The following is a 21,975-nucleotide window of genomic DNA, read 5'->3' on the forward strand; positions in this document are numbered from 1 at the left end:
ATCTGCCCCCACACCGGTGACCAGATACACTAGAGCACAGTTACCCAACACACCACGCACCGGTGCGTCACCACCAGAAAGGCACCCATGACCTACATCATCGCCCAGCCCTGCGTCGACGTAAAAGATCGCGCCTGCGTCGAAGAATGCCCTGTCGACTGCATCTACGAAGGCGAACGCTCCCTCTACATCCACCCCGACGAATGCGTCGACTGCGGTGCTTGTGAGCCGGTTTGCCCCGTAGAAGCTATCTACTACGAAGACGACGTCCCCGAAGAATGGGAAGATTATACCGCCGCTAACGCCGACTTTTTCGACGATCTTGGCTCACCCGGTGGCGCAGCCCGCCTGGGTGTCATCGCTAAGGACGCCCCCATGATTGCGGCCCTGCCCCCGCAGAACCAGGACTAAGACACCTAGACACGGTTCAAGGAGCGAGTATCTTGTGAGATACTCGCTCCTTTAGTTTTATGCGAAGGCTTACACTAGAAAACAAACATATTCACAAGAGAAAGCAGACCATGCGCGAATTTGGCCTCGACCTGCCCGACTACCCCTGGGACACCATGGCCCCCTACCGGGCTACCGCTGAAGCCCACCCCGAGGGACTCATTAACCTTTCTATTGGAACCCCGGTTGACCCTACCCCCTCAGTTATCCGTGATGCCCTGGCCGGTGCCACCGACGCCCACGGCTACCCCACGACCCACGGTACCCTTACCCTGCGTCAGGCTATCGTTGACTGGTTCGACCGCCGCCGCGGCGTGCCCGGGCTGACCACCGACCAGGTCATGCCCACTATCGGCTCGAAGGAGCTTGTTGCCTGGCTTCCCTTCCTGCTGGGCCTGGGGGAGGGGGACCTGGTCGTCCGCCCCACCGTTGCCTACCCTACCTACGACATCGGTGCCCAGCTCGCCGGTGCAACCCCCGTGGCCGCTGACTCCCTGGACGAGCTCGATGAGGCGACCCGTGCCCGCGTCCGCCTGGTATGGATTAACTCGCCGGCCAACCCCACCGGCATTGTGCGCGATGTGGATGAGCTGAAAAAGATAGTTGAGGACGCCCGTGCCCTGGGTGCCGTGGTTGCCTCCGACGAGTGCTACGCAGAACTGGGCTGGGGAGAATGGGACGCTGCCCGCGGTGGGAAGCCGGTGCCCTCCGTCCTTGACCCCCGCGTCTGCGGCGAAAGCCAGGACCTGGTGCTGGCAGCTTACTCTCTTTCTAAGCAGTCCAACTTCGCTGGCTACCGCGGGGCTTTTATCGCCGGTGATGCTGGGATCATGGCCAATCTGGTCAACTCTCGTAAATATGCCGGCATGATTGTGCCTGCCCCCGTGCAGGTCGCTATGACCGCTGCCCTCTCAGACGACGCCCACGTTGAAACCCAGAAGGACCTTTACCGGGCTCGCCGCGAGGCCCTGCTGCCGGCTCTTGAGCGCTTCGGCCTGACCGTAGAGCACTCCGAGGCCGGGCTCTACCTGTGGGCTACAGCGGGGGAGGATACCTGGGCTACCGTCCAGCGCTTTGCAGACAAGGGTATCGTGATTGGCCCCGGCGTTTTCTACGGAACCGCAGGTGAGGGCTATGTGCGCATCGCCCTGACCGGCTCAGATGACGACATTTCCCGTGCCGCTGCCCGACTGTCAGAGTAAAGCAAAACTGTTAATGTCAAATAAGCTCAGCTAAAGAACGTAATGTAGCTTCTGAACGCACACCAATGTGACCCCGCGCATTATTCTGCTGTAATGTAGACCATAGATGACGTGCGTACGTGCACGGTGCGGCCTTCCACCACCCCGCGAAAGCCGCACCGTCCTTTTTTAGAATCCCACTTCATCACACAGCACGTACGTTGCCTCGTATGACAGGAGGAACACAATGACTGAGAACAAAGCGCTGCTGAGCTATGACGGCAAAGAACTGCCCCTGCCCGCAGTAGAAGCAACCGAAGGTAACGGTGCCTTCGAAGTTGCAGGCATGCTCAAAGAAACCGGTAAGGTAGCCTACGACCCGGGCTTCATGAACACCGCAAACGCCAAGTCAGCTATCACCTACATCGACGGTGACGCCGGCATCCTGCGCTACCGCGGCTACCCCATCGAAGAGCTGGCAGAAAAATCCAGCTTCATCGAAACCGCCTACCTGCTTATCTACGGGGAACTGCCCACCCCCGCCCAGCTTGAAGACTTCGACCAGATGATTCGCCGCCACACCATGGTGCACGAAGACTTCAAATTCTTTTTCCGCGGCTTCCCCCGCGACGCCCACCCCATGGCCGTCCTCGCATCCAGCGTCTCAGCCATGTCGACCTTCTACTCTGACTCCCTCGACCCCTTCGACCCCCGTCAGGTAGAAATCTCAACCTACCGCCTGCTCTCCAAGGTGCCCACCCTGGCAGCCTACGCCTACAAGAAGTCCAAGGGCGAGCCCTCCATCTACCCCAAGAACGAGCTCAACTACACCGAGAACTTCCTGCGCATGTGCTTCGGCTTCCCCACCGAGGAATACGAGGTCAACCCCCTGCACGCCAAGGCTCTCGATCTGCTGCTGCTCCTGCACGCAGACCACGAGCAGAACTGCTCCACCTCCACCGTGCGACTGGTCGGCTCCTCAAACGCCAACATGTTCGCCTCCGTCTCAGCCGGCATCAACGCCCTCTACGGCCCCCTGCACGGCGGCGCTAACGAGGCAGTGCTCAAGATGCTCAACCAGATTCAGAAGGACGGCATCAGCCCCGAAGACTTCATGGAGAAGGTCAAGAACAAGGAAGACGGCGTCCGCCTCATGGGCTTCGGCCACCGCGTCTACAAGAACTACGACCCCCGCGCTCGTATCGTCAAGAAGACCGCAGACGAAATCCTCGAATCCATCGGTGGCAACAACGAACTGCTCGATATCGCCAAGCGTCTCGAAGAGAAGGCCCTCAACGACGACTACTTCATCGAACGTAAGCTCTACCCCAACGTAGACTTCTACACCGGTCTCATCTACAAGGCCATGGGCTTCCCCGAGCACATGTTCACCGTCCTCTTCGCACTGGGCCGCCTCCCCGGCTGGATCGCCCAGTGGACCGAAGGTATCCAGGACCCCGACCGCAAGATCGGTCGCCCCCGCCAGGTCTACATCGGCGAAGCTGAACGCCACTACCCCGAACGATAAGCTGCCAGGCAGCGCATCACTAAGCCCCGGCGTCCTTACCTCTGTGGAGATAAGGACGCCGGGGCTTGGCTTTAGGGGCTACCCGTTATGCTTCGTAGCCCTGGGGGTTATTTTTCTGCCAGTTCCAGTGATCGCGCACCATAGTGTCGATATCGCGGGTAGCAGACCACCCCAGATCCGCTAGGGCAGCAGCAGGGTCGGCGTAGGAAACAGCCACATCGCCGGGGCGGCGGTCCACAATCTTGTAGGGCAGCTCCTTACCCGCAGCCTTCTCAAAAGCGTGCAGAACCTCAAGAACCGAGTAGCCGTTACCGGTACCCAGGTTCCAGGTGTGCAGGCCGCCGTGGGCGGTGATGTAATCCAGGGCCTTGAGGTGGCCGTCCGCCAGGTCAACGACGTGAATGTAGTCGCGCACGCCGGTGCCGTCGACGGTGGGGTAGTCGTTGCCGAAAACATTGAGGTATTCGCGGCGACCCACAGCGACCTGGGCGATGAAGGGTACCAGGTTGTTGGGGATGCCGGCCGGGTCTTCACCGATGCGGCCGGACTCGTGGGCACCTACCGGGTTGAAGTAGCGCAGCAGGGCGATGTTCCACTTAGAATCTGAGGCCGCCAGGTCAATGAGCATATCCTCGATGTGTTCCTTGGTGCGGCCGTAGCAGGACTGGGCGTCCATGTTCAGCTTCTCGGTCAGCGGCATAGACTCGGGTTCGCCGTAGACGGTTGCAGACGATGAGAAGACGATGGAGTGGCAGCCTGCGTCTTCCATAGCGTAGAGCAGGTTGAGGGTTCCAGCGACGTTGGTCTGGTAGTACCACAGGGGCTTTTCGGCGGACTCGCCCACGGCCTTAAGACCGGCAAAGTGAATCACAGCGTCGGGTTTGACCAGGTTGAACAGCTGCTTCATCTCGGGGAGATCCAGTAGGTCAACCTTACGGAACTCCACGGTCTTACCGGTGAGTTCTTCAACGCGGGCCAGGGACTCCATGGAGGAGTTTGAGAGGTTGTCCATAACGGTTACCTCGTGGCCTGCCTGGAGCAGTTCGAGTACGGTGTGGGAGCCGATGTAGCCAGCTCCGCCGGTAACGAGAATCTTCACGTTTTCCCCTAGTAGACGATTGGTGTTCTTTCTAGCTTACATTGAGAATCTCGAATAGGCGAGATATATCAAATATTCGGATTAATCTTAATATCGATATCTTTATTAAATATATTCATAAGTTCTTTGAACCCAATGATATACCTTCCTTCAGTACTTATAGGTATTGAGAAGAAATTTGCATGAGCAGGATCTGCATGATAGCCATCTTCATGGACTATCGAGTTTCTTATTTTTGTTAAATGAAAGAAGAAGCTTGATTGTATTTGTCGAACTTTTTTGCCTGGGGCGTACTCTTGCGCAAAATATTTACGGTAAGTATTTTCCCAAAATTGTATAAAATTAACTATTGTAGAGTAATAAAACCATTGGACGATGTCGCTCTCTGCTTGGCTATCCTTGAGGAGCTCATTCACGGAATATGTTGACTCATATTTTATGTCGAGGTTCGCTGGAGTTTTAAATGATAAATTTTTTATTGTAGTATCAATTTTAGCAATTTTTTCTAGGACGCTGGTGCTGGCTCTTGCGATAGCGATGAAAAATCCTAAGAGATGAGACATTTCTATAATTCTAGAATCAGTCTGTCTGTCGATAGAGGTTGTGCTATTTTTTGCAGGCCCATTTTTTGATTTACTTGTAGAGCTAGAGCTAGAGCTAGAGCTAGAGCTAGAGCTAGAGCTAGAGCTAGAGCTAGAGCTAGAGCTAGAGCTAGAGCTAGAGCTAGATGATGTTATGAATAGTTCAGGCTTGTTGATAAGAGATGCAATTTTTTTCAATTCTAACATCTCTTCTCTCTGCGCCTTGGGGGAGGGTTTAATTTCAAAGCTTCCGTGCGAATTATTTAAAAACAGTCCGTGCATTAGTGTATTCCTCACGGGCTGGCTTTCGATGATAAACGAGGGAACGTAACGTATGGGGGCAGATAGGTTGTATTTCCTATTATCAATCTCTGCGCATCTTTTGCCGTATGTGTGTTCCCATTTTGCGTGAGCTCGGTAGTATAAGGTTCTGTTCGACCAGTTGTTTAGTGCTTTATTGAAATTTACTTCTCGTGAAAATCTTTTCCAAGTTACTAATTTGTCTACTTCTTTTTGGAGATCATCGTATATTAGAGGGAGGGGGCCAATTTTCCCCCCGAGCCCCAATGTTAGCAGGATGCTGGCATTGATTGAATCTGATATATCTTGGTTGAAATCATTGATAATTTCCAAGAACATTTTTTGTTTGGAGTTTTTGGGTGGATTCGAGACTATTTTTTTCATTTTAATCCCAATATTTCGATGGGTGCTAATAAAAGTGGATGAAAATTTTGAATTCCAATAGCTAGGAGGTGCTGTGAGGGTTTTTATTTAGTATCGGAAATTTATTAGTTTTAATTATGAAATTAATTTTGGATCAGGGGTAACAATTTAAGCAACCCCTTCATTTGTTTTGCACTATTTGATACCTATCACATCCATGCGAAAGTCTATTGTAAAATTGCTCTGGTGAATTATTGAATTTTGCGTTTTCCTGTTATGTGTAAGTGTCTGTAAATATCAAATATAAAATTGGTGCTTCCTTATTTATATGGAAGCACCAAGTGCAAAGATGTAAATACCTAGTTAGCGTGCAGCTCTGAGTTCAGTTCCACGGTGTTGTTGGCGCGGGGTAGCACCTCGATAGCGCCGGTTACGGAGTTGCGGCGGAAGAGCAGGTTGTTGACACCTGAGAGTTCCAGGGCCTTGACGACCTTGGGCTCAGCACCGGGGTTGAGGACGGTCACGCGGGAGCCAGCGGTGACGTACAGGCCAGCTTCAACCACGCAGTCATCGCCCAGGGCAATGCCGATACCGGCTTCAGCGCCGAGTAGGGAGCGCTCGCCGATGGAGACACGCTGGGTGCCGCCACCAGACAAGGTGCCCATGGTGGAGGCGCCACCGCCGATGTCGGTGCCGTTGCCAATGACAACGCCCTGGGAGATTCGGCCCTCAACCATGGATTCACCGAGGGTACCGGCGTTGAAATTGACGAAGCCTTCGTGCATGACGGTGGTGCCTGCGGCCAGGTGGGCACCCAGGCGGACGCGGTCGGCATCACCGATACGAACACCGGCGGGCACGACGTAGTCAATCATGCGGGGGAACTTGTCGACGTGGGTGACGACCAGGGCGCCGCGGCGACGCAGCTTCAGCGAGACGGTGTTGAATTCGCTAGCCAGGACGGGGCCGAAGTTGGTCCAGGCGACGTTGGCGAGAGCACCAAAGAGACCGTCGAGGTTGATGGTGTTGGGGGCAACCAGGGTGTGGGAGAGCAGGTGCAGGCGCAGGTAGGCGTCCGCTGCGTTGGCGGGGGCCTCGTCGAGGTTGATGGTGACGTTGACCAGCTCACGCACGACGTTGCGGTCTTCGTCGGCTTCGACCAGGGCTTCGAGGTCGGCTGCTACGGAGTCGTCGGGGGTGTCGGTGAGGGCGGGGGCGGGGTACCAGACATCGAGTACGGTGCCTTCGTTCTCGCCGGAGGCGACGACGGTGGCCAGGCCCAAGCCGGATGCTACACGGGTGTTGTTTTCAGTCATGCCTACCAGTCTACGGAATCAGGCGGGTGCGGGGCGCTATCTGCTTGTATGGTGGAACTATGATCAAGAACCCTACCCTCGCCCAGGCCGCTGAGTTCGCTCAGGTGGGCCCCGGCGTCCTGAACCTAACCCAGCCCGTTGAAGATCTCACTGCTGACCTGCTCAATATTTATTCTGTTTCTGGCGCCGAGGTGCGCCTGGCGGACGCCGTTCAGGCGGCCCTTGAGGGGATCGGCGGCTTAGAGATAACCCGCGACGGCGATGCCATCATCGCCCGCACTAACCTGGGCCGGGATACCCGCATTGTGCTGGCAGGTCACCTAGATACGGTGCCCCTGCCCCGTAGCGAGGGCTCACGCGGCACTGTCCCCGCCTCTTGGTCTGAGGGAGCGGGGGAGCGGGTTCTTTACGGCCGCGGCGCCGTGGACATGAAGGGCGGGGTTGCCGTGCAGCTAGCCCTAGCTGCACGTCTGAAAGAACCCCGCTACGATATCACCTACGTCTTCTACGACAACGAAGAGGTTGCCTCAGAGCTCTCAGGGCTTGCCCGCCTGATGCGCAACCACCGGGAGAAGCTGACCGATGCGGCCTTTGCCGTGCTCCTGGAGCCCACCGACGGCACCATTGAGGGCGGCTGCAACGGCACCATCCGCTTCTGGATTCGCACCTCGGGTGTCGCTGCCCATTCGGGTCGCGCCTGGAAGGGCGTCAACGCTATCCACAAGATGGCGGACGTGCTGGGGCGTCTTGCCGCTTATCAGCCTGCCACCTATGAGGTTGAGGGTCTGGCCTACCGCGAGGGGCTCAACGCCGTGCAGATTTCAGGCGGGGTCGCGGGGAACGTAATTCCCGATGACGCGGGCGTCCACATCAACTACCGTTTTGCCCCCAATAAGACCCTGGATGAAGCCGTCGCGCATCTGCACGAGGTTTTTGAGGGCTACGAGCTGGATTTCGTGGACCTTTCATCAGCGGCCCGCCCCGGCTTGGACGCTCCGCTGTCTAGGTCACTGATCGAGTCGGTCGGGCAGGCCCCCAAGCCCAAGTACGGGTGGACGGACGTCGCCCGCTTCAGCGAAATCGGTATTCCCGCCGTGAACTTCGGGCCCGGCGACGCCCTGCTGGCCCATACCGATAACGAGCACGTTAAAGCCTCCGAGGTGCGTACCTGCTATACGGCGCTGGAAAGCTGGCTGACGGCGTCCTAACCCCACAAAGGGACCACAAAACTTCAAAGGGACCGCATAATATGCGGTCCCTTCAAAATTTTCAGGTCCCCTTGGGTAAGTGTCGCAGGTGCGGACGCTAGTGCTTGGGAATCTTGAACATCAGCTCGGTCTTGGGGCGGGCTTCGTCCACTTCACCGGGCACACCGTCGGCGTGCTTGATCTCTACGTCGGAGCGGGAGCTCATGTACTTAGCCAGCCACTCGGCGAAGAGGGTCAGGGCGAAGTTGATGACCACGAAGATCAGGGCGGCCAACAAGAGCATCTGTAGGATGTTGCCTTCACCGGAACCGAAGCGGCGGGCGGCAGCCAGCAGCTCGGGGTAGGAGATGATGTAGCCCAGGGCGGTGTCCTTGAGAATGACCACAAACTGCGAGAGCAGCGAGGGCATCATGGCGGTCAGGGCCTGGGGTACCAGAATCAGGGTCAGAACCTTCCAGGGGGTCAGACCGATAGCCAGACCGGCTTCACCCTGGCCCTTGGGTAGCTGCTGAACACCGGAGCGCAGAAGCTCAGCGATGACCGAGCCGTTGTAGAGGGTCAGACCCAGAACCACGGCGATAAAGGGCAGCTGTGAGGGGGCAAAGAGGTTGAGTTTGCCCAAAAAGAGCCAGAAGAAAATCATCATCATCAGCACGGGAACGGCGCGGAAGAACTCCACGACCACGGTACCGAAGGCTCGCACGGCCTTATTGGGTGACAGGCGGGCCAGACCGAAGAAGAGACCGAAAGCCACCGAGGTGACCACAGAGATCAGGGCTGCTGAGAGGGTCTTCCAGAGGGCGGGCAGAATGTAGTTGGCCCAGAGGTTACCCGAGAAGAGGGAAGTCCACTTATCGGCTTCCAGCTGGCCCTGGCGGTTCATCACCATCATGATGTAGGCAAAGCCTGCCGCCAAGAGCACAAGAGCCACGATGTTGAAGATGCGGGTTCGGGCACGGGCCTTGGGGCCGGGTACGTCAAAGAGTACCGAGGTTGAGGTCATACGCTTGCTCATCGCTTCACCGCCAGTTTACGAGAGGCCCAGGTGGTTAGCAGGCCGATGGGGACAACAATAATCACAAAGCCCATGGCGAAGACGAAGAAGATCATGAAGATGAGGTCTGAGTTGAACTCAATCATGGACTTCATCATGCCGGATGCCTCAGCGACTGAGGCTACGGTGGCTACGGTGGTGTTCTTGGCTAGCGCAATCAGGGTGTTGCCCAGCGGGGTGATGGAGCCGCGTAGAGCCTGCGGGAAAATCACGTAGCGGGCGGTGGGCAGGAAGCCCAGGCCGATGGCGCGGGCTGCTTCAGCCTGGCCAACGGGAACGGTATTGACGCCGGAGCGGATGGCCTCACAGACGAAGGCCGCGTGGTAGATGGCAAGAACGATGACGGCGTAGATAAAGAAGTTCCACTCAAAGCTGGTTGCTAGCGAGAGCTGGAACTGGGTCCACACGCCCAGGATTGCCAGGGTCATCAGAATGGTCAGCGGGGTGTTGCGGACCAGGTGCACGTAGGCGGTACCCGCCCAGCGTAGGGAGGGCACAGGCGAGATACGCATAAGTGCCAGCAGAGAGCCGAGGACGAAAGATCCGATGGCTGCCCAGAAAGTCAGCTGGATATTGGTCCAGAAGGCGCCGATGACGTCGTAGGTGGCAAAGAGCGTGGAGAGCTGTTCAGAGAACGACATGAAAGCCTCCGATGGTTGAAAGATTGTGGTGTGGTGAAGGTGCGCTGGGCGTTGCGGTCTTATTTAGCGTCAACGGTGGCGCAGGCGTCGGTGAGGACGGGCGGGTTCAGCTCGGCGTTGTAGGTGTAGTTAGCGGCACCTACGTTCTTTTTGATGGCTTCTTCCCAGGCGCCGGTTTCGACCATCTTGTTGATGGCTGCGTTGATGGCGGCGCACTTGTCAGATCCCTTGGGCAGGCCGACACCGTAGTTTTCGGTGGAGAAGGTGTTGCCAACGAGCTTGAGCTCGCCCTGGTTAGCCTTGGTAGAGGCGAGGCCCGCCAGGATAATGTCGTCGGTGGTCACAGCATCGACCATGCCGGCGTTGAGGGCGACGACGCAGTCAGAGTAGGAGTTCTGCTGAACCAGCTGGACCTCTGATGAGTACTTGTCCTGGATCTTCTTTGCACTGGTTGAGCCGGTGACGGAGCACAGGTTCTTCCCGGCAAGAGATTCGGGGCCGGTGATGTCGGTGTTCTCTGCCTGGACCAGCAGGTCCTGGCCAGCGACGAAGTAGGGGCCAGCGAAGTCGACGGTTTTGAGTCGCTTTTCGGTGATGGAGTAGGTCGCAAAAATCATGTCTACCTGGTTGTTGGTGAGCATGTTTTCGCGGTTGGCGCTGGGGGCTTCGACCCATTCGATCTGCTCTTCGGAGTAGCCGAGTTCAGCTGCAACGTAGCGGGCTACGTCGGTGTCGAAGCCGGTGTAGTCGCGTCCGTCCTGGTAGCCCAGGCCGGGCTGGTCGTACTTGATGCCGATGCGGATGGTGTCTTCGCTGCCGGTGGCAGAGCAACCGGAGAGCGCGAGGACGCCGGTGGCGAGCAGGGCGGTGCAGGCTGCGGCCTTTGCTTTGGCGCGGGAGAGATTCATGGCTGGCCGTCCTTAGTGACCCAGGATCTTACCCAGGAAGTCCTTGGCGCGGTCTGACTGGGGGTTGGTGAAGAACTGGTCGGGGGTGGCTTCTTCGACGATTTCGCCGTCGGCCAGGAAGACGATACGGTCTGCTGCCTTGCGGGCGAAGCCCATTTCGTGGGTTACCACGATCATGGTCATGCCTTCGCGGGCCAGGGAGACCATGGTGTCGAGTACTTCGTTGACCATTTCGGGGTCAAGAGCGCTGGTGGGCTCGTCGAAGAGCATGACCTTGGGCTTCATGGCGAGCGCACGGGCGATAGCGACGCGCTGCTGCTGGCCACCGGAGAGCTGGGCGGGCATCTTGGAGGCCTGGTTATCGACGCCAACCTTCTTGAGCAGGCTCATGGCCAGTTCTTCGGCTTCGGCCTTGCCCATGCCGCGTACCTTGCGGGGGCCCAGGGTGACGTTTTCGAGGATGGTCTTGTGGGCGAAGAGGTTGAAGGACTGGAAGACCATGCCGACTTCTGCGCGTAGGTTGGCGAGTTCCTTACCTTCTTCGGGCAGTTTTTTGCCGTCGATGGTGATGGTGCCGTCGGTGATGGTTTCAAGACGGTTGATGGTGCGGCAGAGGGTTGACTTGCCGGAGCCTGAAGGGCCGAGGAGGACGACAACCTCGCCCTTGCCGATGGAAAGGTTGATGTCCTTGAGGACGTGGTTCTCACCGTAGTGCTTGTTGACGTGGGTGAGCTGAACCAGTGCGTCAGTAGTCACTGGGCTTCCTCTCTTGTGGTGGATTCAGTGCGTGCACCGGTAGCATGGAGGTGCTGTGGCACAAACCAAATGGTGTATGTGCCTTACCTTACCCCCTGTAAGGTAAACAACTTGTTACACGGGGTGTCGTGTTTTTACAGTCATATTTGTTGGGTTTTGTTGAGGGGCGCTGGGCGAAAGGGCTTGGCTCCTGCGGGAGGACGGTATGAATTATCTACTGGTTGCGGTGACCTTTGTGGTGCTGGCGGCGGTGATGGCCGGGTGCGCGGTGCTGGGTACTGACCGCTTGATTCCGGGGCGGAAGGCTATCGAGGCGGCAAGCAAGGACGGCGTAGCGCTGGTTCCTGCCGCTGAGCCGCCGCTCATTCTTTCGGATCGCCCCGACGCGGAGGAGCTGGGACAGATCCGTTTTGCAACCTCGGCTTTGGGCTATAACCGCGATGAAGTGGACGGTGTGCTGGCTAAGGTAGTTGCTGAGAACAGTCGCCTGCGCCAGGAGCTTGAAGCCCTGCGCGGTGGGCAGAGTCAGGACGCCACCCCCGACCTGCGTGGGGAAGGCTAGGGGTGGGGCGTCCGTCCGCACTGCCTCCGGGCAGTCTACTGGACCGTGTTGCCGCTACTCTGAGCGTAACCGTTAGCCGGGGAGTTCTCGTCTTGACCGGACTGCCCATCAGCCTGCGGGTAGCCCTCATCTATGGGGCAAGCCGACTCTGGGGTTGGTTTATCTTCGCGTCCGTGGGTCTGCACCAAACCTTTAGTCCCTGGAAAAATAGCGCGATGGGCTACCTAGAGTTTGTCACTATTTGGGACGCCGACTGGTACGCCAAGATAGCCGCTGGCGGCTACCCTGCGGTTCTCCCCATGGACGCCAACGGTCACGTTGCTCAAAACGAGTGGGCTTTTTATCCCCTTTACCCCCTCATCAACGGTGCCGTCAGTAGCATGACCGGCCTGAGCTACCAGCTAGTAGCCCCCACCGTTTCCCTGCTGTTTGGCTTTGGGGCAGCCTGGTTTATCTACCGGCTCTTTGAAACCAGCCTACAGGTGCGCGGGGCAGCTACCGGGGGCGCTACTGCCCACCGGGACACTGAGCTAGAGACAACCGCCCTGTGGGCAACCGCTGCCGTCAGCTTCTGCGCCGTTGCACCGATTCTGCAAACCGGCTATGCCGAGGCAACCGGCCTCTTCTTCCTGGCCTGGGCCCTCTACTGGCTGGTACAGCAACGCTATGTGCTTCTGCTTCTTCCGGCCCTTGGGGCGGCCCTGTCCCGCCCTGTGGGCGTGCCCCTGGGAGCCGTGGTTGGAATTTGGTGGTTCGTGTGCTGGGTTCAGCAGGCTCGCGCTGAGAACCTGCTGAGCGCCTTGAAAGCGACCGCCCCGCAGCTGGCCTCTGCCCTGGCCGTATGTGCTTTCGCCTTTATCCACCCGGCCATCGCCTGGGCGTCCACCGGGCGTATCGACGCCTACACCGCGACCGAGGCCGCGTGGAGAGCTGGCGGGGAGCACGTTCTGCCCTTTATGCCCTGGTACACCCAGAGCCAGCTCTACCTGGGGCAGATGCTGGGCCCCCTCGTCCTTATCCTGCTACTGGGCGCCTACTTGCTGGCCCTGCTGGCTCCCGTGACCCGGCGGGTACTCCACCCGGCGCTCATCACCTGGTGTGCTGCCTACGCGGTGTATATGCTGGCCTTCTTCAACCCGCAGTCCTCCACCTTCCGCCTACTGCTGCCCCTCTTCCCGCTCCTTCTGCCCCTCGTGGCCCTATCCGCTTCGCGGGCCTACCGCTGGCTGCTGATTCTTAGCGGAGCAACCCTGCAATTTGGCTGGGTCGGCTGGCTCTGGCACTGGAAGCAGCTACCCGGCGGCGGGGACTACCCGCCCTAAACCTGTAAGTTTCCACCCAAAAACGCCAGAAGTGAGCCACTAAGCACTATGATTAAAAGAAGGTGAGACCGGCAACAGAAGCCGAGAAACCGCAGACCAACCCTCGTTGAAGGAGAACCAAGATGGCAGCTCAGAAACCACGCACCGGCGACGGCCCCCTCGAAATCGTGCGCGAAGGGCGCAGCATCGTCATGCGCATTCCCGTTGAAGGTGGCGGCCGCCTGGTTCTTGATATCACCGAAGAAGAAGTCGAGGCAATCCGCAAGTGCGTTGAAAACGTCTAGGCTTCAGCTCTGAGCCCGGCCCCTGCTCCGAACCACACAGGTTTGGGGCGGGGGCTTTAGCGTTTGTAGACCAGGTAAAGACCCTCACCCGCGTGCACGAGCGAGACAAAAACATCGGCGGTACAGGCCGCCACCTCGTGTAAGACAGAGCGCACCGAAACGGTCACGGCATCGCGGGCTGTAGGGTTCGCAACAGCCCCGCCCACCAGCGGGTCATGCAGAATCAGGAGCCCGCCAGGTTCTAGGAGGGCCAGCGTATCGTAGACCAGCTGTTCAGCTAGCTGGCTGCCAGCGTCAATGAAGGCCAGGTCGTAGGAGGCTGCTGAGAGGCGGGGGAGTACCTCGGCAGCATCGCCGGTGATGACGCGCACCCGGTGGCTCTTATCAAGACCGGCAGCTGCCAGCAGAGTGCGGGTTGCCTGGCAGCGGGTGGCATCGATATCGATGGCGGTGAACGCCGCACCGGGGGCCAAGCCCGTGAGCAGGGCGGCCGTAGCAACGCCGGCCCCGCAGCCGATTTCTACAGCGTGTTGGGCCTTGGTAGCGGCCGCGAGCACCGTAAGCAGGGAAGCTACCGACGGGGCGACGGGGGCGGCGTCCAACCGCTCGGCCCCAGCCCGGGCAGAGGCCACCGCAGGAGCCTCCAACGGGAACTCTTCAGCATAAACCCAGCTTCGAGCCTGTTCCTGAGTATTCACCTAGTACTTCACCTTCACATGAGTGCGCGCGGGAATGATTCTGAAAACATCTTAATCAACCCCGCTCGTTTTATGGGCGAACACTCGGGCTGAGCTGGTAATCTCTTTGTGTGTTTGGAATTAGCGGCCTCGAATTTATCGTTCTAGCGATCCTGGTGTTTGTTGTCATCGGGCCAGAACGCATGCCCGAATATGCCCAGCAGCTCAAAGACTTCATCAAGTGGGTTCGCCGTATGGCCTTTGACGCTAAGGACGACCTCAAAGAAACTCTCGGCCCCGACTTGGGCGATATTAACTGGCGCCAGTACGACCCCCGCCAGTACGATCCCCGCGTCATTGTGCGCGAGGCTTTTGCTGAGGACGACGAAGAGCGCCGCAAGGAACTTGAAGAAAAGGCGGCAGCTGCACCGGCTCCCTCTGTGAGTGTGCGCCTGCCCCGCGGCGCCTGGGCCCCCTTCGATACTGAGGCCACCTAAACTCTTTACTCTTTCTCTCGCCAAGGGGACCTGATTTTCAAAAAAGGACCGCATAATATGCGGTCCTTTTTTGAAAATCAGGTCCCCTTGGTCTGGGGCTAGACGGTAAAGGGTAGGGGGGCTCCCGCTAGCCCGCGCGGACGGTGGGTCAGGGCCCGGGCGGTTTTGACCAGTTCCTGCGCCGCAGCGGTCTCGGGCGCACCCCAGACCACCGGGGTGCCGGCGTCCCCGCCCTCGCGCAGGGCAACCTCGAGCGGTACCGACCCCAGCAGGGGCACCTCGTAGCCCAGGGCCCTGCCCAGGGACTCGGTGAGGACGGCCCCACCCCCTTCTCCGAAGAGGGGCAGGGTGGTGCCGTCCGGCAGCTGCATGGCGGCCATATTTTCTAGCACCCCAATCACCTTCTGCTCGGTCTGCAGGCTGAGGGTTCCGGCCCGCTGGGCCACGTCCACGGCGGCCAGCTGCGGGGTTGAGACCAGAAGAATCTCGGCGTGGGGCAGCAGCTGGGCCATTGAAATCGCGATATCGCCGGTGCCCGGGGGCAGATCGAGGAAGAGCACATCCAAGTGACCAAAGTGCACGTCGGTGAGGAACTGCTCCAGAGCCCGGTGCAGCATAGGGCCGCGCCAGGCGACCGGCTGGTCAGGCTTCACGAACATACCTATAGAAATTACCTTGATGACACCGCCACCCGAAGGGGCCTCAACCACCGGCGGAATAATCATGTCGTCCATGCGGGTAGGGCCAGCGGTAATGCCCAGCAACCCGGGAATCGAGAACCCGTGCACATCGGCGTCAATAATGCCAACGCTCAAACCCATGGAGGCGCAAGCCGCTGCCAGGTTAGCGGTCGCAGAGGACTTGCCGACCCCGCCCTTACCCGAAGCTACCGCAAAGATACGGGTCAGCGAGCCGGGGGCAGTAAAGGGGTTCTGCTTGGTGTGGCCAAGACGCTGGCGCAGGGTCGCGCGCTGATCCGGGCTCATATAACCAATCTCAAGCTGCACCTCGCTCACCTGCTCCAGGGCAGAAACCGCAGCGCGGACGTCCGCCTCAATCGTCGAACGTAGGGGGCAGCCCTCGATAGTCAGGAGCACCCTGATATCGGCGACCGAACCGGTCAGCTCAGCCCGGTCGACCATACCCAACTCGGTGATGGGCTGGCGCAGCTCAGGGTCAATAACGGTTGCAAGAGCTGCAAGCAGCTCCTCATTCAGATGTGATGTCTGCATGGGGTAAATCGCCTACTCAAACGAGCGGTCGATGTCCTTTACCTTCTTCTTCTTACGCATTTTCGGGTGGTCATCGCTCAGCACATCAAAGGCGCTGGTCACAGGCTGGGCGGCATTGGGATCGAAGGGCTTAGTTTCTTCGGGTGCCTCAAGCTCATTCGCCTTAGCCGCCAGGGCCTCAGCGCGGGCAAAGAGCTCCTCCTGGCGACGCTGCACCTCAGCGAGCTCTTCCATAATGTCGCGCATCTCGCCGCGCACAAAGTCACGGGTGGCAACCTCTCGCAGGGTAATACGTAGGGACGCAATCTCACGGGTCAGATACTCGGTCTCCTCGAGGTTACGCTGGTCGCGCTGCCTGTCCTGGCGGGCAACCACGCGGTCGCGGTCGTCCTGCCGATTCTGCGCCAGCAGCAGCAGGGGAGCCGCATACGAAGCCTGCAAAGAGAGCATCAGCGTGAGCAGAGTAAAGTTCAGCGCACGGGGGTCAAACTGAAGCTCCTCAGGCGCCAACGTATTCCAACCCAACCAGAGGGCACAGAAAATCGTCATCCACAGCAAAAACTGCGGAGTACCCATAAAACGCGCAATTTTTTCGGTCATTTGACCGAAAGCATCGGGGTTAGGGCTCAGCTGAAAGAGAGGCCGCCGCTTCTTCTGCTGCGGGGTCCCGAGAGTCTGCGCTGAATCGTTGCGCTCGCGTGCATCACTCAAAGCGGCGGCCTACCTTTCGAATTGGGGTTCCATCGTCATAGGTGCGCCAGTCGTCGGGCAGCATCTCATCGAGCACGTCATCCACGGTGACCGCCCCAACCAGGCGGTCGTGGTCGTTGACCACCGGGATGATGGTCAGGTCATAGGTCGCCAGCACGCGGGTTACTTCTTCGATGCTGGCAGCGTCGGTAACCGGCTCAATGGAGGTGTCGATAATGTTGCCCACCTGCTCGCTGGGGGAGTGGCGCAGCAGCCGCTGCATGTGCACAATGCCCAGGTACTTGCCGGTAGGGGTTTCAAGGGGCGGACGCGTGACCACCACCGCCGCTGCCATGGCAGGGGAGATTTCTTCCTGGCGGATATGGGCCAGCGCCTCAGCTACGGTCGCTTCGGGCGAAAGAATGATCGGCACCGGGTTCATGAGCGAACCAGCGGTACCCTCCTCGTATTCGAGCAGGCGGCGCACGTCGTCCGAATCTTCGGGGTCCATCAGTGTCAGCAGCTCTTCACGCTGGGTGTCTGAGAGCTCACCCAGAAGGTCGGCGGCATCGTCCGGCTCCATCTCTTCCAGAACGTTGACCGCTCGCTCCACCTCAAGGTGGGACAGAATCTGCACCTGGTCTTCTTCGGGGAGCTCCTGCAGCACGTCCGCTAGGCGTTCGTCCTGGAGCTCCTGGGCCACCTCAACCATGCGCTTATCGGGCATCTCGTGAATAGCGTCTGCCAGGTCAGCGGGGTTGGAGTCTTCGTGGCTTGCCACAAAGGCGGTTGCAGCCTGCGGCTCAAAATCTGTGGAGAGAATAACCTCGTCCCAGTCCACAATTAGGGTTTCCTTGCGGCGGCGCATCAGGCTGGTGTGGCCGCGCGAAATAAAGAGCTCAGAAATAAACCAGTCGCCGTTGCGGCGCTGCTCCATCGCAACGTCCTCAATCTGAGCTCTGCCCGACCCGTCACGTAGCTGTACCTTGCGGTCAAAGAGCTCACCGACCACCAGAGCCTCAGAACCGCGCTGCTCAAAGCGGCGCAGGTTCACCAGACCGGTCAGAATCACCTGGGTGGAGTCGATACTGGTCACGCGAGTCATGGGCACGAAGATGCGCTTCTTCCCCAGAATCTCGATGACGATACCCACCACAACGGGCTCCTTGAGTTTGGCCAAAGACCCCACTGCGTTGAACTGGGTGAAACCGCTTTTCAGCACCACTACATCGCGCAGACGGCCCAGGCGGTCGCCGTGGGGGTCAAAAACATCAAGGCCCAGAAGGCGGGCGATAAAAATCTTGTTCGGTACGCTACTCACAGTTATCAAGGGTACTCGCCCCAGCCCAGAGCTGCCACCGGTTGCCAGCACAATGAGAATCACCCTGCTTAGTTCACCTGTGGCGATACACCGGCGTGCTCCCAGCAAACTCCCTGCACTTTGCGAAAAAATAGGGGCATGGATCAACTCAAAGCACCTCCCGCACTGGCCATGGCAGACGGCACCCACCTACCTCCCGGCGAGCTGGTAGCTACCTTTACCGACCGTAAAGAGGTCAACAAGGCTATCGAATTTCTTGCCAGCCAGAAGTTCCCCGTGCACTCCCTCTACGTAGTGGGTCGGGACGTGCAGCAGGTTGATTACATTACCGGTCAGGCCACCTACCCGCGGGCGGCCCTCAGCGGCGTCTTCCAGGGCCTGAGCCTCGGTGCCCTGGTCGCCCTCTTCAACGCCGTGATCACCCAGACCTCGATTCTGGCCAACTTCCTGAGCATTGTGCCCCTGGCTATTGCCTTCTGCATGATTTACGCAATTATCGTTGCCTCCCGCACCAAGGGCCGCGGAATCCGTACCCGCACCCAGATGCTGCCCCAGCGCTTTGACCTGATGGCTATTCCTGCCACCGCCCAGGCAGCCCGCCATCTGCTGCGCGTAACCGTCCAGCTCGGTGGCACCCACAGCGGCGTGCACGGCCCCGGCACCCACCCCTTTGCCCAGAACGGGCAGACCTCAAGTCCCTACGTACACCCCGGCATGAGCCAGGCCAACCCCCAGGGCTACTCGGCCCAGCAGCCCCAGGGAGCCCCGAGCGGCCAGCAGGTACAGAACGGTCAGCAGGCGCAGAGTAACCAGCAGGCCCCCCAATGGTTTGACCCCTCAGCCCCCTCTCCCAAGCAAGAGCAGGCTCCCGAACCCTTCCTGCCTGGATTTAACCCGGCCGACCAGAAGCAGGATGAGGCACCGGCAGCCGAGCAGCGTCCGTCCGCCCCCGTCTTCACCCCTCCCGCTGAAACCAACCGCGACGGCTCGAAGGCCGCCGGTAAGTTCGGTCTGCGCGTGGAGTCCCCCGAAGAATTCGAGCAGATGATCCGTAAGGCCCCCGAGCCCCCTGCCACCAACGAGCGTATCGAAGCGATCCGCGCAGAAAAGGGGGAGCAGCGCTACGGCCTGCGCGTGGAGTCCCCCGAAGAATTTGAGGCAACCATCCGCAAGGCCCCCGAAACAGCAGAGGCCGAGCAGACACCGCAGAAGGACGCCCAGTAAAAGCAACCTGGTTCTGGCACTACACGCTCACTGAAAACCGCAACGAAAACCCCGCCGCTCTGGAAGAGAGCAGGCGGGGTTTCGTTCTGCAGTTGAGAGGCTAGCTCATCAGGGGTTACGCAGGCTCGCGCTCGCTGCCGACCCTCTCGCTGGTTCGCTAGCGCTCACAAGCGATTCACGCCAGCCCCGAGCCAGCAGCTTCGCTGCGAGCCTGCTTCACCGACTCCTATGAACAAGCCCCATAGCACCTTACTTAGCGGGAGTTCTCCGCCATCCAGGCTTCGATACCCTCAACGGTGCGGGGCAGGGCGGCAGAAAGGTTCTCGTTGCCGTCCTCGGTGACCAGCACGTCGTCCTCGATACGGATACCGATGCCGCGCAGCTCCTCGGGGATAGCGAGATCTTCTTCCTTGAAGTAAAGACCGGGCTCAATAGTGAAGACCATGCCGGGCTCGATGATGCCCTCCATGTAGAGCTCGTTCTTGGCCTGGGCGCAGTCGTGCACATCGAGGCCCAGGTGGTGGCTGGTGCCGTGGGGCATCCAGCGGCGGTGCTGGCCGCCCTCAGCCGACAGGGAAACCTCAGCAGAGACGGGCAGCAGGCCCCACTCGTGCAGGCGGGTAGCCAGAACCTGCATGGCAGCGTCGTGAACCTCGTGGAACTTCTTACCCGGCACCGCAACCTTAAAGGCGGCGTCGGCAGCTTCGAGCACGATGTTGTAGGCCTTAGCCTGAATCTCGGAGAACTTGCCGTTGACCGGGAAGGTGCGGGTGACGTCCGCGGTGTAGAGGGTGTCGTCTTCAACGCCGGCGTCGAGCAGCAGCAGCTTACCCTCATCGACGGTGCCGTTATTGCGGATCCAGTGCAGGATAGTGGCGTTGTTACCGCAGGCTGCGATGGTGTCGTAGCCCAGGTCGTTACCCTCAACACGGGCCTTAGCGAAGAAGGCGGTCTCGACCACGCGCTCGCCGCGGCGGTGGGCAATAGCTGCGGGCAGGGCCTTGACGACCTCAGCAAAACCGTCGATGGTCAGGTCAACCGAGCGGCGCAGGTTCTCCACCTCGAGGGCGTCCTTGACCAGACGGGCCTCAGACAGGGCCTCGGTCAAAGCAGCGTCGAGCTTATCTGACTCTTCTAGATCAACAGAGGTGTTGTAGCGGGAGGTATCGACCAGGGCATCGACATTCAGGTCAACGTTGCGCACCAGACGGATACGCACGCCGCCCAGGGCCTCGGGGCCGGCGTTCTTGGTGATAGCTACCTCAAGCTCACCCAGGTCCTTGGTACGCAGACCGTACTCGGCACCCAGCGATTCGAGGGTGGGGCGGGGGCCAATCCAGAACTCACCGTAGCGGGGGTCGCGGTAGAACATCTCGGTATCGCGGCCTGCCAGGGGACGGAAGTAGAGGGTAACCTCGTGGTTCGACCCGTTATCGCCCTGGCCTTCTTCAACGGGCTCAAAGACCAGCACAGCATCGGGCTCATGATCTAGACCCAGGCCGGTCTGGTGGGCAAAGGCTGAGTGGGGGCGGAAGCGGTAGTCGGTGTCATTTGATCGCACCTTGAGGGGGCCAGCGGGCAGAACCAGGCGCTCGCCGGGGAAGAGCGCAGAAATCTTGGCGCGGCGCTCAGCTGCAAAGGCGGCTACACGGGCGCGGGCCGGGAGCTCGTCGGACGCCGGTGCCCAGTTGGCTGCCATAAAGTCAGTAAAAGCACTGGACTTGGGGGCAGCAGCGCGGTTGGTGACGCGCTCTTCGATGGGCTGGTCGTCGCCAGGGGTGGGGGTGTTATCGCTAGTAGTCATGCCTACCAGTCTAGTGAGCAGGGTAACGGCGCGTCTAGCTGAAGATAGTGGCACCGATACTTAAGGGCGGCTAATGGGTGCTACCTGTTACGGACGGGCCACCGCAGGTAGGCTGGTGCTATGTATGACCTGCACACCCACTCCCGCATTTCTGATGGCACCCAGCCGGTAGCCGAGCTGGTCGCCGACGTAGCCGCCGCCGGGCTTACCGGCTTCGCCCTGACCGACCACGACACTACCGCTGGCTGGGCAGAGGCTGAACAGACAGCCGGACGCCTGGGGCTAGACTTCCTGCCCGGCATGGAAATCTCGTGTTCGGCTCAGGGGGTGAGCATCCACCTGCTCTCCTACCTGCACGACCCGGCAGACCCTGCCCTCCTGGCCGAAATCAGCAGAGCCCGAGACTCCCGCGTAGGCCGCGCCCAGCGTATGGTCGAAAGACTCGCCGAAGACTACCCGATTACCTGGGAGACCGTCCAGGACCAGGTGCACGAGGGCGCTACCGTAGGCCGCCCCCACATCGCCGACGCCCTGGTAGCCCTTGGTGCTGTTGCCAACAGGTCAGAAGCCTTCGAAACCATTCTGACCACCCGCTCAAAATACTACGTACCCCACTACGCCGTGGACCCGGTGAAGGCTGTTGAACTGGTACGTGCGGCAGGGGGTGTTCCGGTCATGGCCCACCCTAAGGCGTCCGCCCGCGGAAAACTCGCCAGCAACGAAACCATCTACGCCATGATCGAGGCAGGGCTCGCCGGCTTTGAGGTCTACCACCGCGACAACCCCGAAGAAGGCCGCGCCTGGCTGCTCGAAACCGCAGCCAAACACGACCTTCTCGTCACAGGATCATCCGACTACCACGGTGCAGGCAAACCTAACCGTCTGGGCGAGAACACCACGCCCGGTAAGACAGTTGAGAGGATTCGTGAGTTGGCTAGATAGCCGGGTTATAGGGCAGGGCAGATACATCCCCGGCG

22 protein-coding genes are annotated in these 21,975 nt (G+C 59.5%); 10 read left to right on the forward strand and 12 right to left on the reverse strand.

What is annotated here, in order from left to right; all coding sequences use genetic code 11:
* The first annotated feature begins 87 nt into the window (after window positions 1-87).
* The 3 genes from fdxA (at window position 88) to L7A20_RS10155 (ending at window position 3,159) form a co-directional block, all read left to right on the forward strand.
* Complete coding sequence (gene fdxA, locus L7A20_RS10145; protein ID WP_135013646.1) at window positions 88-411, forward strand: ferredoxin; 324 nt, start codon at window positions 88-90, stop codon at window positions 409-411.
* A 110-nt stretch (window positions 412-521) separates the two neighbouring features.
* Window positions 522-1,652, forward strand: a complete 1,131-nt coding sequence (gene dapC / locus L7A20_RS10150; protein WP_237223409.1) for a succinyldiaminopimelate transaminase — start codon at window positions 522-524, stop codon at window positions 1,650-1,652.
* Window positions 1,653-1,878: 226 nt separating this feature from the next.
* The gene (locus L7A20_RS10155; RefSeq protein ID WP_237223411.1) at window positions 1,879-3,159 is read left to right on the forward strand and encodes a citrate synthase; all 1,281 of its coding nucleotides are present in this window, start codon (window positions 1,879-1,881) and stop codon (window positions 3,157-3,159) included.
* 85 nt (window positions 3,160-3,244) lie between these two features.
* Here the strand turns inward: L7A20_RS10155 and galE are convergent, their stop codons facing one another.
* The 3 genes from galE to dapD form a co-directional block, all read right to left on the reverse strand.
* Window positions 3,245-4,258 carry a UDP-glucose 4-epimerase GalE gene (gene galE / locus L7A20_RS10160; protein WP_237223413.1) on the reverse strand — a complete coding sequence of 338 codons (1,014 nt, stop codon included), beginning with the start codon at window positions 4,256-4,258 and terminating at the stop codon, window positions 3,245-3,247.
* Between the two features lie 68 nt (window positions 4,259-4,326).
* Window positions 4,327-5,472, reverse strand: a complete 1,146-nt coding sequence (locus L7A20_RS10165; RefSeq protein ID WP_237223415.1) for a hypothetical protein — start codon at window positions 5,470-5,472, stop codon at window positions 4,327-4,329.
* A gap of 389 nt (window positions 5,473-5,861) precedes the next feature.
* Window positions 5,862-6,827: a 2,3,4,5-tetrahydropyridine-2,6-dicarboxylate N-succinyltransferase gene (dapD, locus tag L7A20_RS10170; protein WP_237223483.1), complete on the reverse strand. Its 966-nt coding sequence runs from the start codon at window positions 6,825-6,827 to the stop codon at window positions 5,862-5,864.
* A 50-nt stretch (window positions 6,828-6,877) separates the two neighbouring features.
* Between dapD and dapE the strand changes: the two genes are divergently transcribed.
* Window positions 6,878-8,026 carry a succinyl-diaminopimelate desuccinylase gene (dapE, locus tag L7A20_RS10175; protein ID WP_237223417.1) on the forward strand — a complete coding sequence of 383 codons (1,149 nt, stop codon included), beginning with the start codon at window positions 6,878-6,880 and terminating at the stop codon, window positions 8,024-8,026.
* 97 nt (window positions 8,027-8,123) lie between these two features.
* Here the strand turns inward: dapE and L7A20_RS10180 are convergent, their stop codons facing one another.
* The 4 genes from L7A20_RS10180 to L7A20_RS10195 are packed head-to-tail and all read right to left on the reverse strand — an operon-like array spanning window position 8,124 to window position 11,370.
* Window positions 8,124-9,041 (reverse strand): amino acid ABC transporter permease, encoded by a 918-nt coding sequence (locus L7A20_RS10180; protein ID WP_237223419.1) that lies wholly within the window; start codon window positions 9,039-9,041, stop codon window positions 8,124-8,126.
* Entirely contained in the window at window positions 9,038-9,721 is a 684-nt protein-coding gene (locus L7A20_RS10185) for an amino acid ABC transporter permease (protein WP_135013730.1), read from the reverse strand. The genes L7A20_RS10180 and L7A20_RS10185 overlap by 4 nt, the downstream gene beginning before the upstream one ends.
* Before the next feature lie 59 nt (window positions 9,722-9,780).
* Window positions 9,781-10,629, reverse strand: coding sequence for a glutamate ABC transporter substrate-binding protein (locus L7A20_RS10190; protein WP_237223421.1), 849 nt, complete (start codon window positions 10,627-10,629; stop codon window positions 9,781-9,783).
* 12 nt (window positions 10,630-10,641) lie between these two features.
* A complete protein-coding gene (locus tag L7A20_RS10195; protein ID WP_237223484.1) occupies window positions 10,642-11,370 on the reverse strand; it encodes an amino acid ABC transporter ATP-binding protein in 729 nt (242 codons plus the stop codon).
* A gap of 220 nt (window positions 11,371-11,590) precedes the next feature.
* Between L7A20_RS10195 and L7A20_RS10200 the strand changes: the two genes are divergently transcribed.
* From L7A20_RS10200 to L7A20_RS10210, 3 genes are all read left to right on the forward strand, one after another.
* Entirely contained in the window at window positions 11,591-11,947 is a 357-nt protein-coding gene (locus L7A20_RS10200) for a DivIVA domain-containing protein (RefSeq protein ID WP_237223423.1), read from the forward strand.
* Window positions 11,948-12,039: 92 nt separating this feature from the next.
* The gene (locus tag L7A20_RS10205) at window positions 12,040-13,269 is read left to right on the forward strand and encodes a hypothetical protein (RefSeq protein WP_237223425.1); all 1,230 of its coding nucleotides are present in this window, start codon (window positions 12,040-12,042) and stop codon (window positions 13,267-13,269) included.
* Between the two features lie 122 nt (window positions 13,270-13,391).
* Window positions 13,392-13,553: a DUF3117 domain-containing protein gene (locus tag L7A20_RS10210; RefSeq protein ID WP_135013726.1), complete on the forward strand. Its 162-nt coding sequence runs from the start codon at window positions 13,392-13,394 to the stop codon at window positions 13,551-13,553.
* Window positions 13,554-13,609: 56 nt separating this feature from the next.
* Here the strand turns inward: L7A20_RS10210 and L7A20_RS10215 are convergent, their stop codons facing one another.
* A complete protein-coding gene (locus L7A20_RS10215) occupies window positions 13,610-14,251 on the reverse strand; it encodes an O-methyltransferase (protein ID WP_237223427.1) in 642 nt (213 codons plus the stop codon).
* A gap of 110 nt (window positions 14,252-14,361) precedes the next feature.
* Here L7A20_RS10215 and L7A20_RS10220 point away from each other — a divergent pair, with 110 nt between their 5' ends.
* Window positions 14,362-14,727 (forward strand): Sec-independent protein translocase TatB, encoded by a 366-nt coding sequence (locus tag L7A20_RS10220; protein ID WP_135013724.1) that lies wholly within the window; start codon window positions 14,362-14,364, stop codon window positions 14,725-14,727.
* 98 nt (window positions 14,728-14,825) lie between these two features.
* Here L7A20_RS10220 and L7A20_RS10225 read toward each other — a convergent pair whose 3' ends face one another.
* From L7A20_RS10225 to L7A20_RS10235, 3 genes are read right to left on the reverse strand one after another with little or no spacing between them, the layout of a single operon-like run.
* Window positions 14,826-15,959, reverse strand: a complete 1,134-nt coding sequence (locus tag L7A20_RS10225) for a P-loop NTPase (protein ID WP_237204597.1) — start codon at window positions 15,957-15,959, stop codon at window positions 14,826-14,828.
* A gap of 12 nt (window positions 15,960-15,971) precedes the next feature.
* Window positions 15,972-16,670 carry a DUF1003 domain-containing protein gene (locus L7A20_RS10230; protein ID WP_237204596.1) on the reverse strand — a complete coding sequence of 233 codons (699 nt, stop codon included), beginning with the start codon at window positions 16,668-16,670 and terminating at the stop codon, window positions 15,972-15,974.
* Window positions 16,663-17,970, reverse strand: a complete 1,308-nt coding sequence (locus tag L7A20_RS10235; RefSeq protein ID WP_237194479.1) for a magnesium transporter MgtE N-terminal domain-containing protein — start codon at window positions 17,968-17,970, stop codon at window positions 16,663-16,665. Before L7A20_RS10235 ends, L7A20_RS10230 begins: the two co-directional genes overlap by 8 nt.
* A 138-nt stretch (window positions 17,971-18,108) precedes the next feature.
* Between L7A20_RS10235 and L7A20_RS10240 the strand changes: the two genes are divergently transcribed.
* The gene (locus tag L7A20_RS10240) at window positions 18,109-19,194 is read left to right on the forward strand and encodes a general stress protein (protein ID WP_237223429.1); all 1,086 of its coding nucleotides are present in this window, start codon (window positions 18,109-18,111) and stop codon (window positions 19,192-19,194) included.
* Between the two features lie 253 nt (window positions 19,195-19,447).
* Here the strand turns inward: L7A20_RS10240 and L7A20_RS10245 are convergent, their stop codons facing one another.
* Entirely contained in the window at window positions 19,448-20,998 is a 1,551-nt protein-coding gene (locus L7A20_RS10245) for an aminopeptidase P family protein (protein WP_237223431.1), read from the reverse strand.
* Between the two features lie 120 nt (window positions 20,999-21,118).
* Here L7A20_RS10245 and L7A20_RS10250 point away from each other — a divergent pair, with 120 nt between their 5' ends.
* The gene (locus tag L7A20_RS10250) at window positions 21,119-21,940 is read left to right on the forward strand and encodes a PHP domain-containing protein (RefSeq protein WP_237223433.1); all 822 of its coding nucleotides are present in this window, start codon (window positions 21,119-21,121) and stop codon (window positions 21,938-21,940) included.
* The last annotated feature ends 35 nt before the right edge of the window (window positions 21,941-21,975 follow it).

The sequence above is a fragment of the Rothia nasimurium genome (assembly GCF_928381415.1).
GTDB classification, from domain to species: Bacteria; Actinomycetota; Actinomycetes; order Actinomycetales; family Micrococcaceae; genus Rothia; species Rothia nasimurium_H.

What these genes read in the sequence shown, in the direction of transcription:
- fdxA (WP_135013646.1), top strand. Translation starts at nt 88, where the DNA reads ATGACCTACATCATCGCCCAGCCCTGCGTCGACGTAAAAGATCGCGCC.
- dapC (WP_237223409.1), top strand. Translation starts at nt 522, where the DNA reads ATGCGCGAATTTGGCCTCGACCTGCCCGACTACCCCTGGGACACCATG.
- L7A20_RS10155 (WP_237223411.1), top strand. Translation starts at nt 1,879, where the DNA reads ATGACTGAGAACAAAGCGCTGCTGAGCTATGACGGCAAAGAACTGCCC.
- dapE (WP_237223417.1), top strand. Translation starts at nt 6,878, where the DNA reads ATGATCAAGAACCCTACCCTCGCCCAGGCCGCTGAGTTCGCTCAGGTG.
- L7A20_RS10180 (WP_237223419.1), bottom strand. Translation starts at nt 9,041, where the DNA reads ATGAGCAAGCGTATGACCTCAACCTCGGTACTCTTTGACGTACCCGGC.
- L7A20_RS10185 (WP_135013730.1), bottom strand. Translation starts at nt 9,721, where the DNA reads ATGTCGTTCTCTGAACAGCTCTCCACGCTCTTTGCCACCTACGACGTC.
- L7A20_RS10190 (WP_237223421.1), bottom strand. Translation starts at nt 10,629, where the DNA reads ATGAATCTCTCCCGCGCCAAAGCAAAGGCCGCAGCCTGCACCGCCCTG.
- L7A20_RS10200 (WP_237223423.1), top strand. Translation starts at nt 11,591, where the DNA reads ATGAATTATCTACTGGTTGCGGTGACCTTTGTGGTGCTGGCGGCGGTG.
- L7A20_RS10210 (WP_135013726.1), top strand. Translation starts at nt 13,392, where the DNA reads ATGGCAGCTCAGAAACCACGCACCGGCGACGGCCCCCTCGAAATCGTG.
- L7A20_RS10225 (WP_237204597.1), bottom strand. Translation starts at nt 15,959, where the DNA reads ATGCAGACATCACATCTGAATGAGGAGCTGCTTGCAGCTCTTGCAACC.
- L7A20_RS10240 (WP_237223429.1), top strand. Translation starts at nt 18,109, where the DNA reads ATGGATCAACTCAAAGCACCTCCCGCACTGGCCATGGCAGACGGCACC.
- L7A20_RS10245 (WP_237223431.1), bottom strand. Translation starts at nt 20,998, where the DNA reads ATGACTACTAGCGATAACACCCCCACCCCTGGCGACGACCAGCCCATC.
- L7A20_RS10250 (WP_237223433.1), top strand. Translation starts at nt 21,119, where the DNA reads ATGTATGACCTGCACACCCACTCCCGCATTTCTGATGGCACCCAGCCG.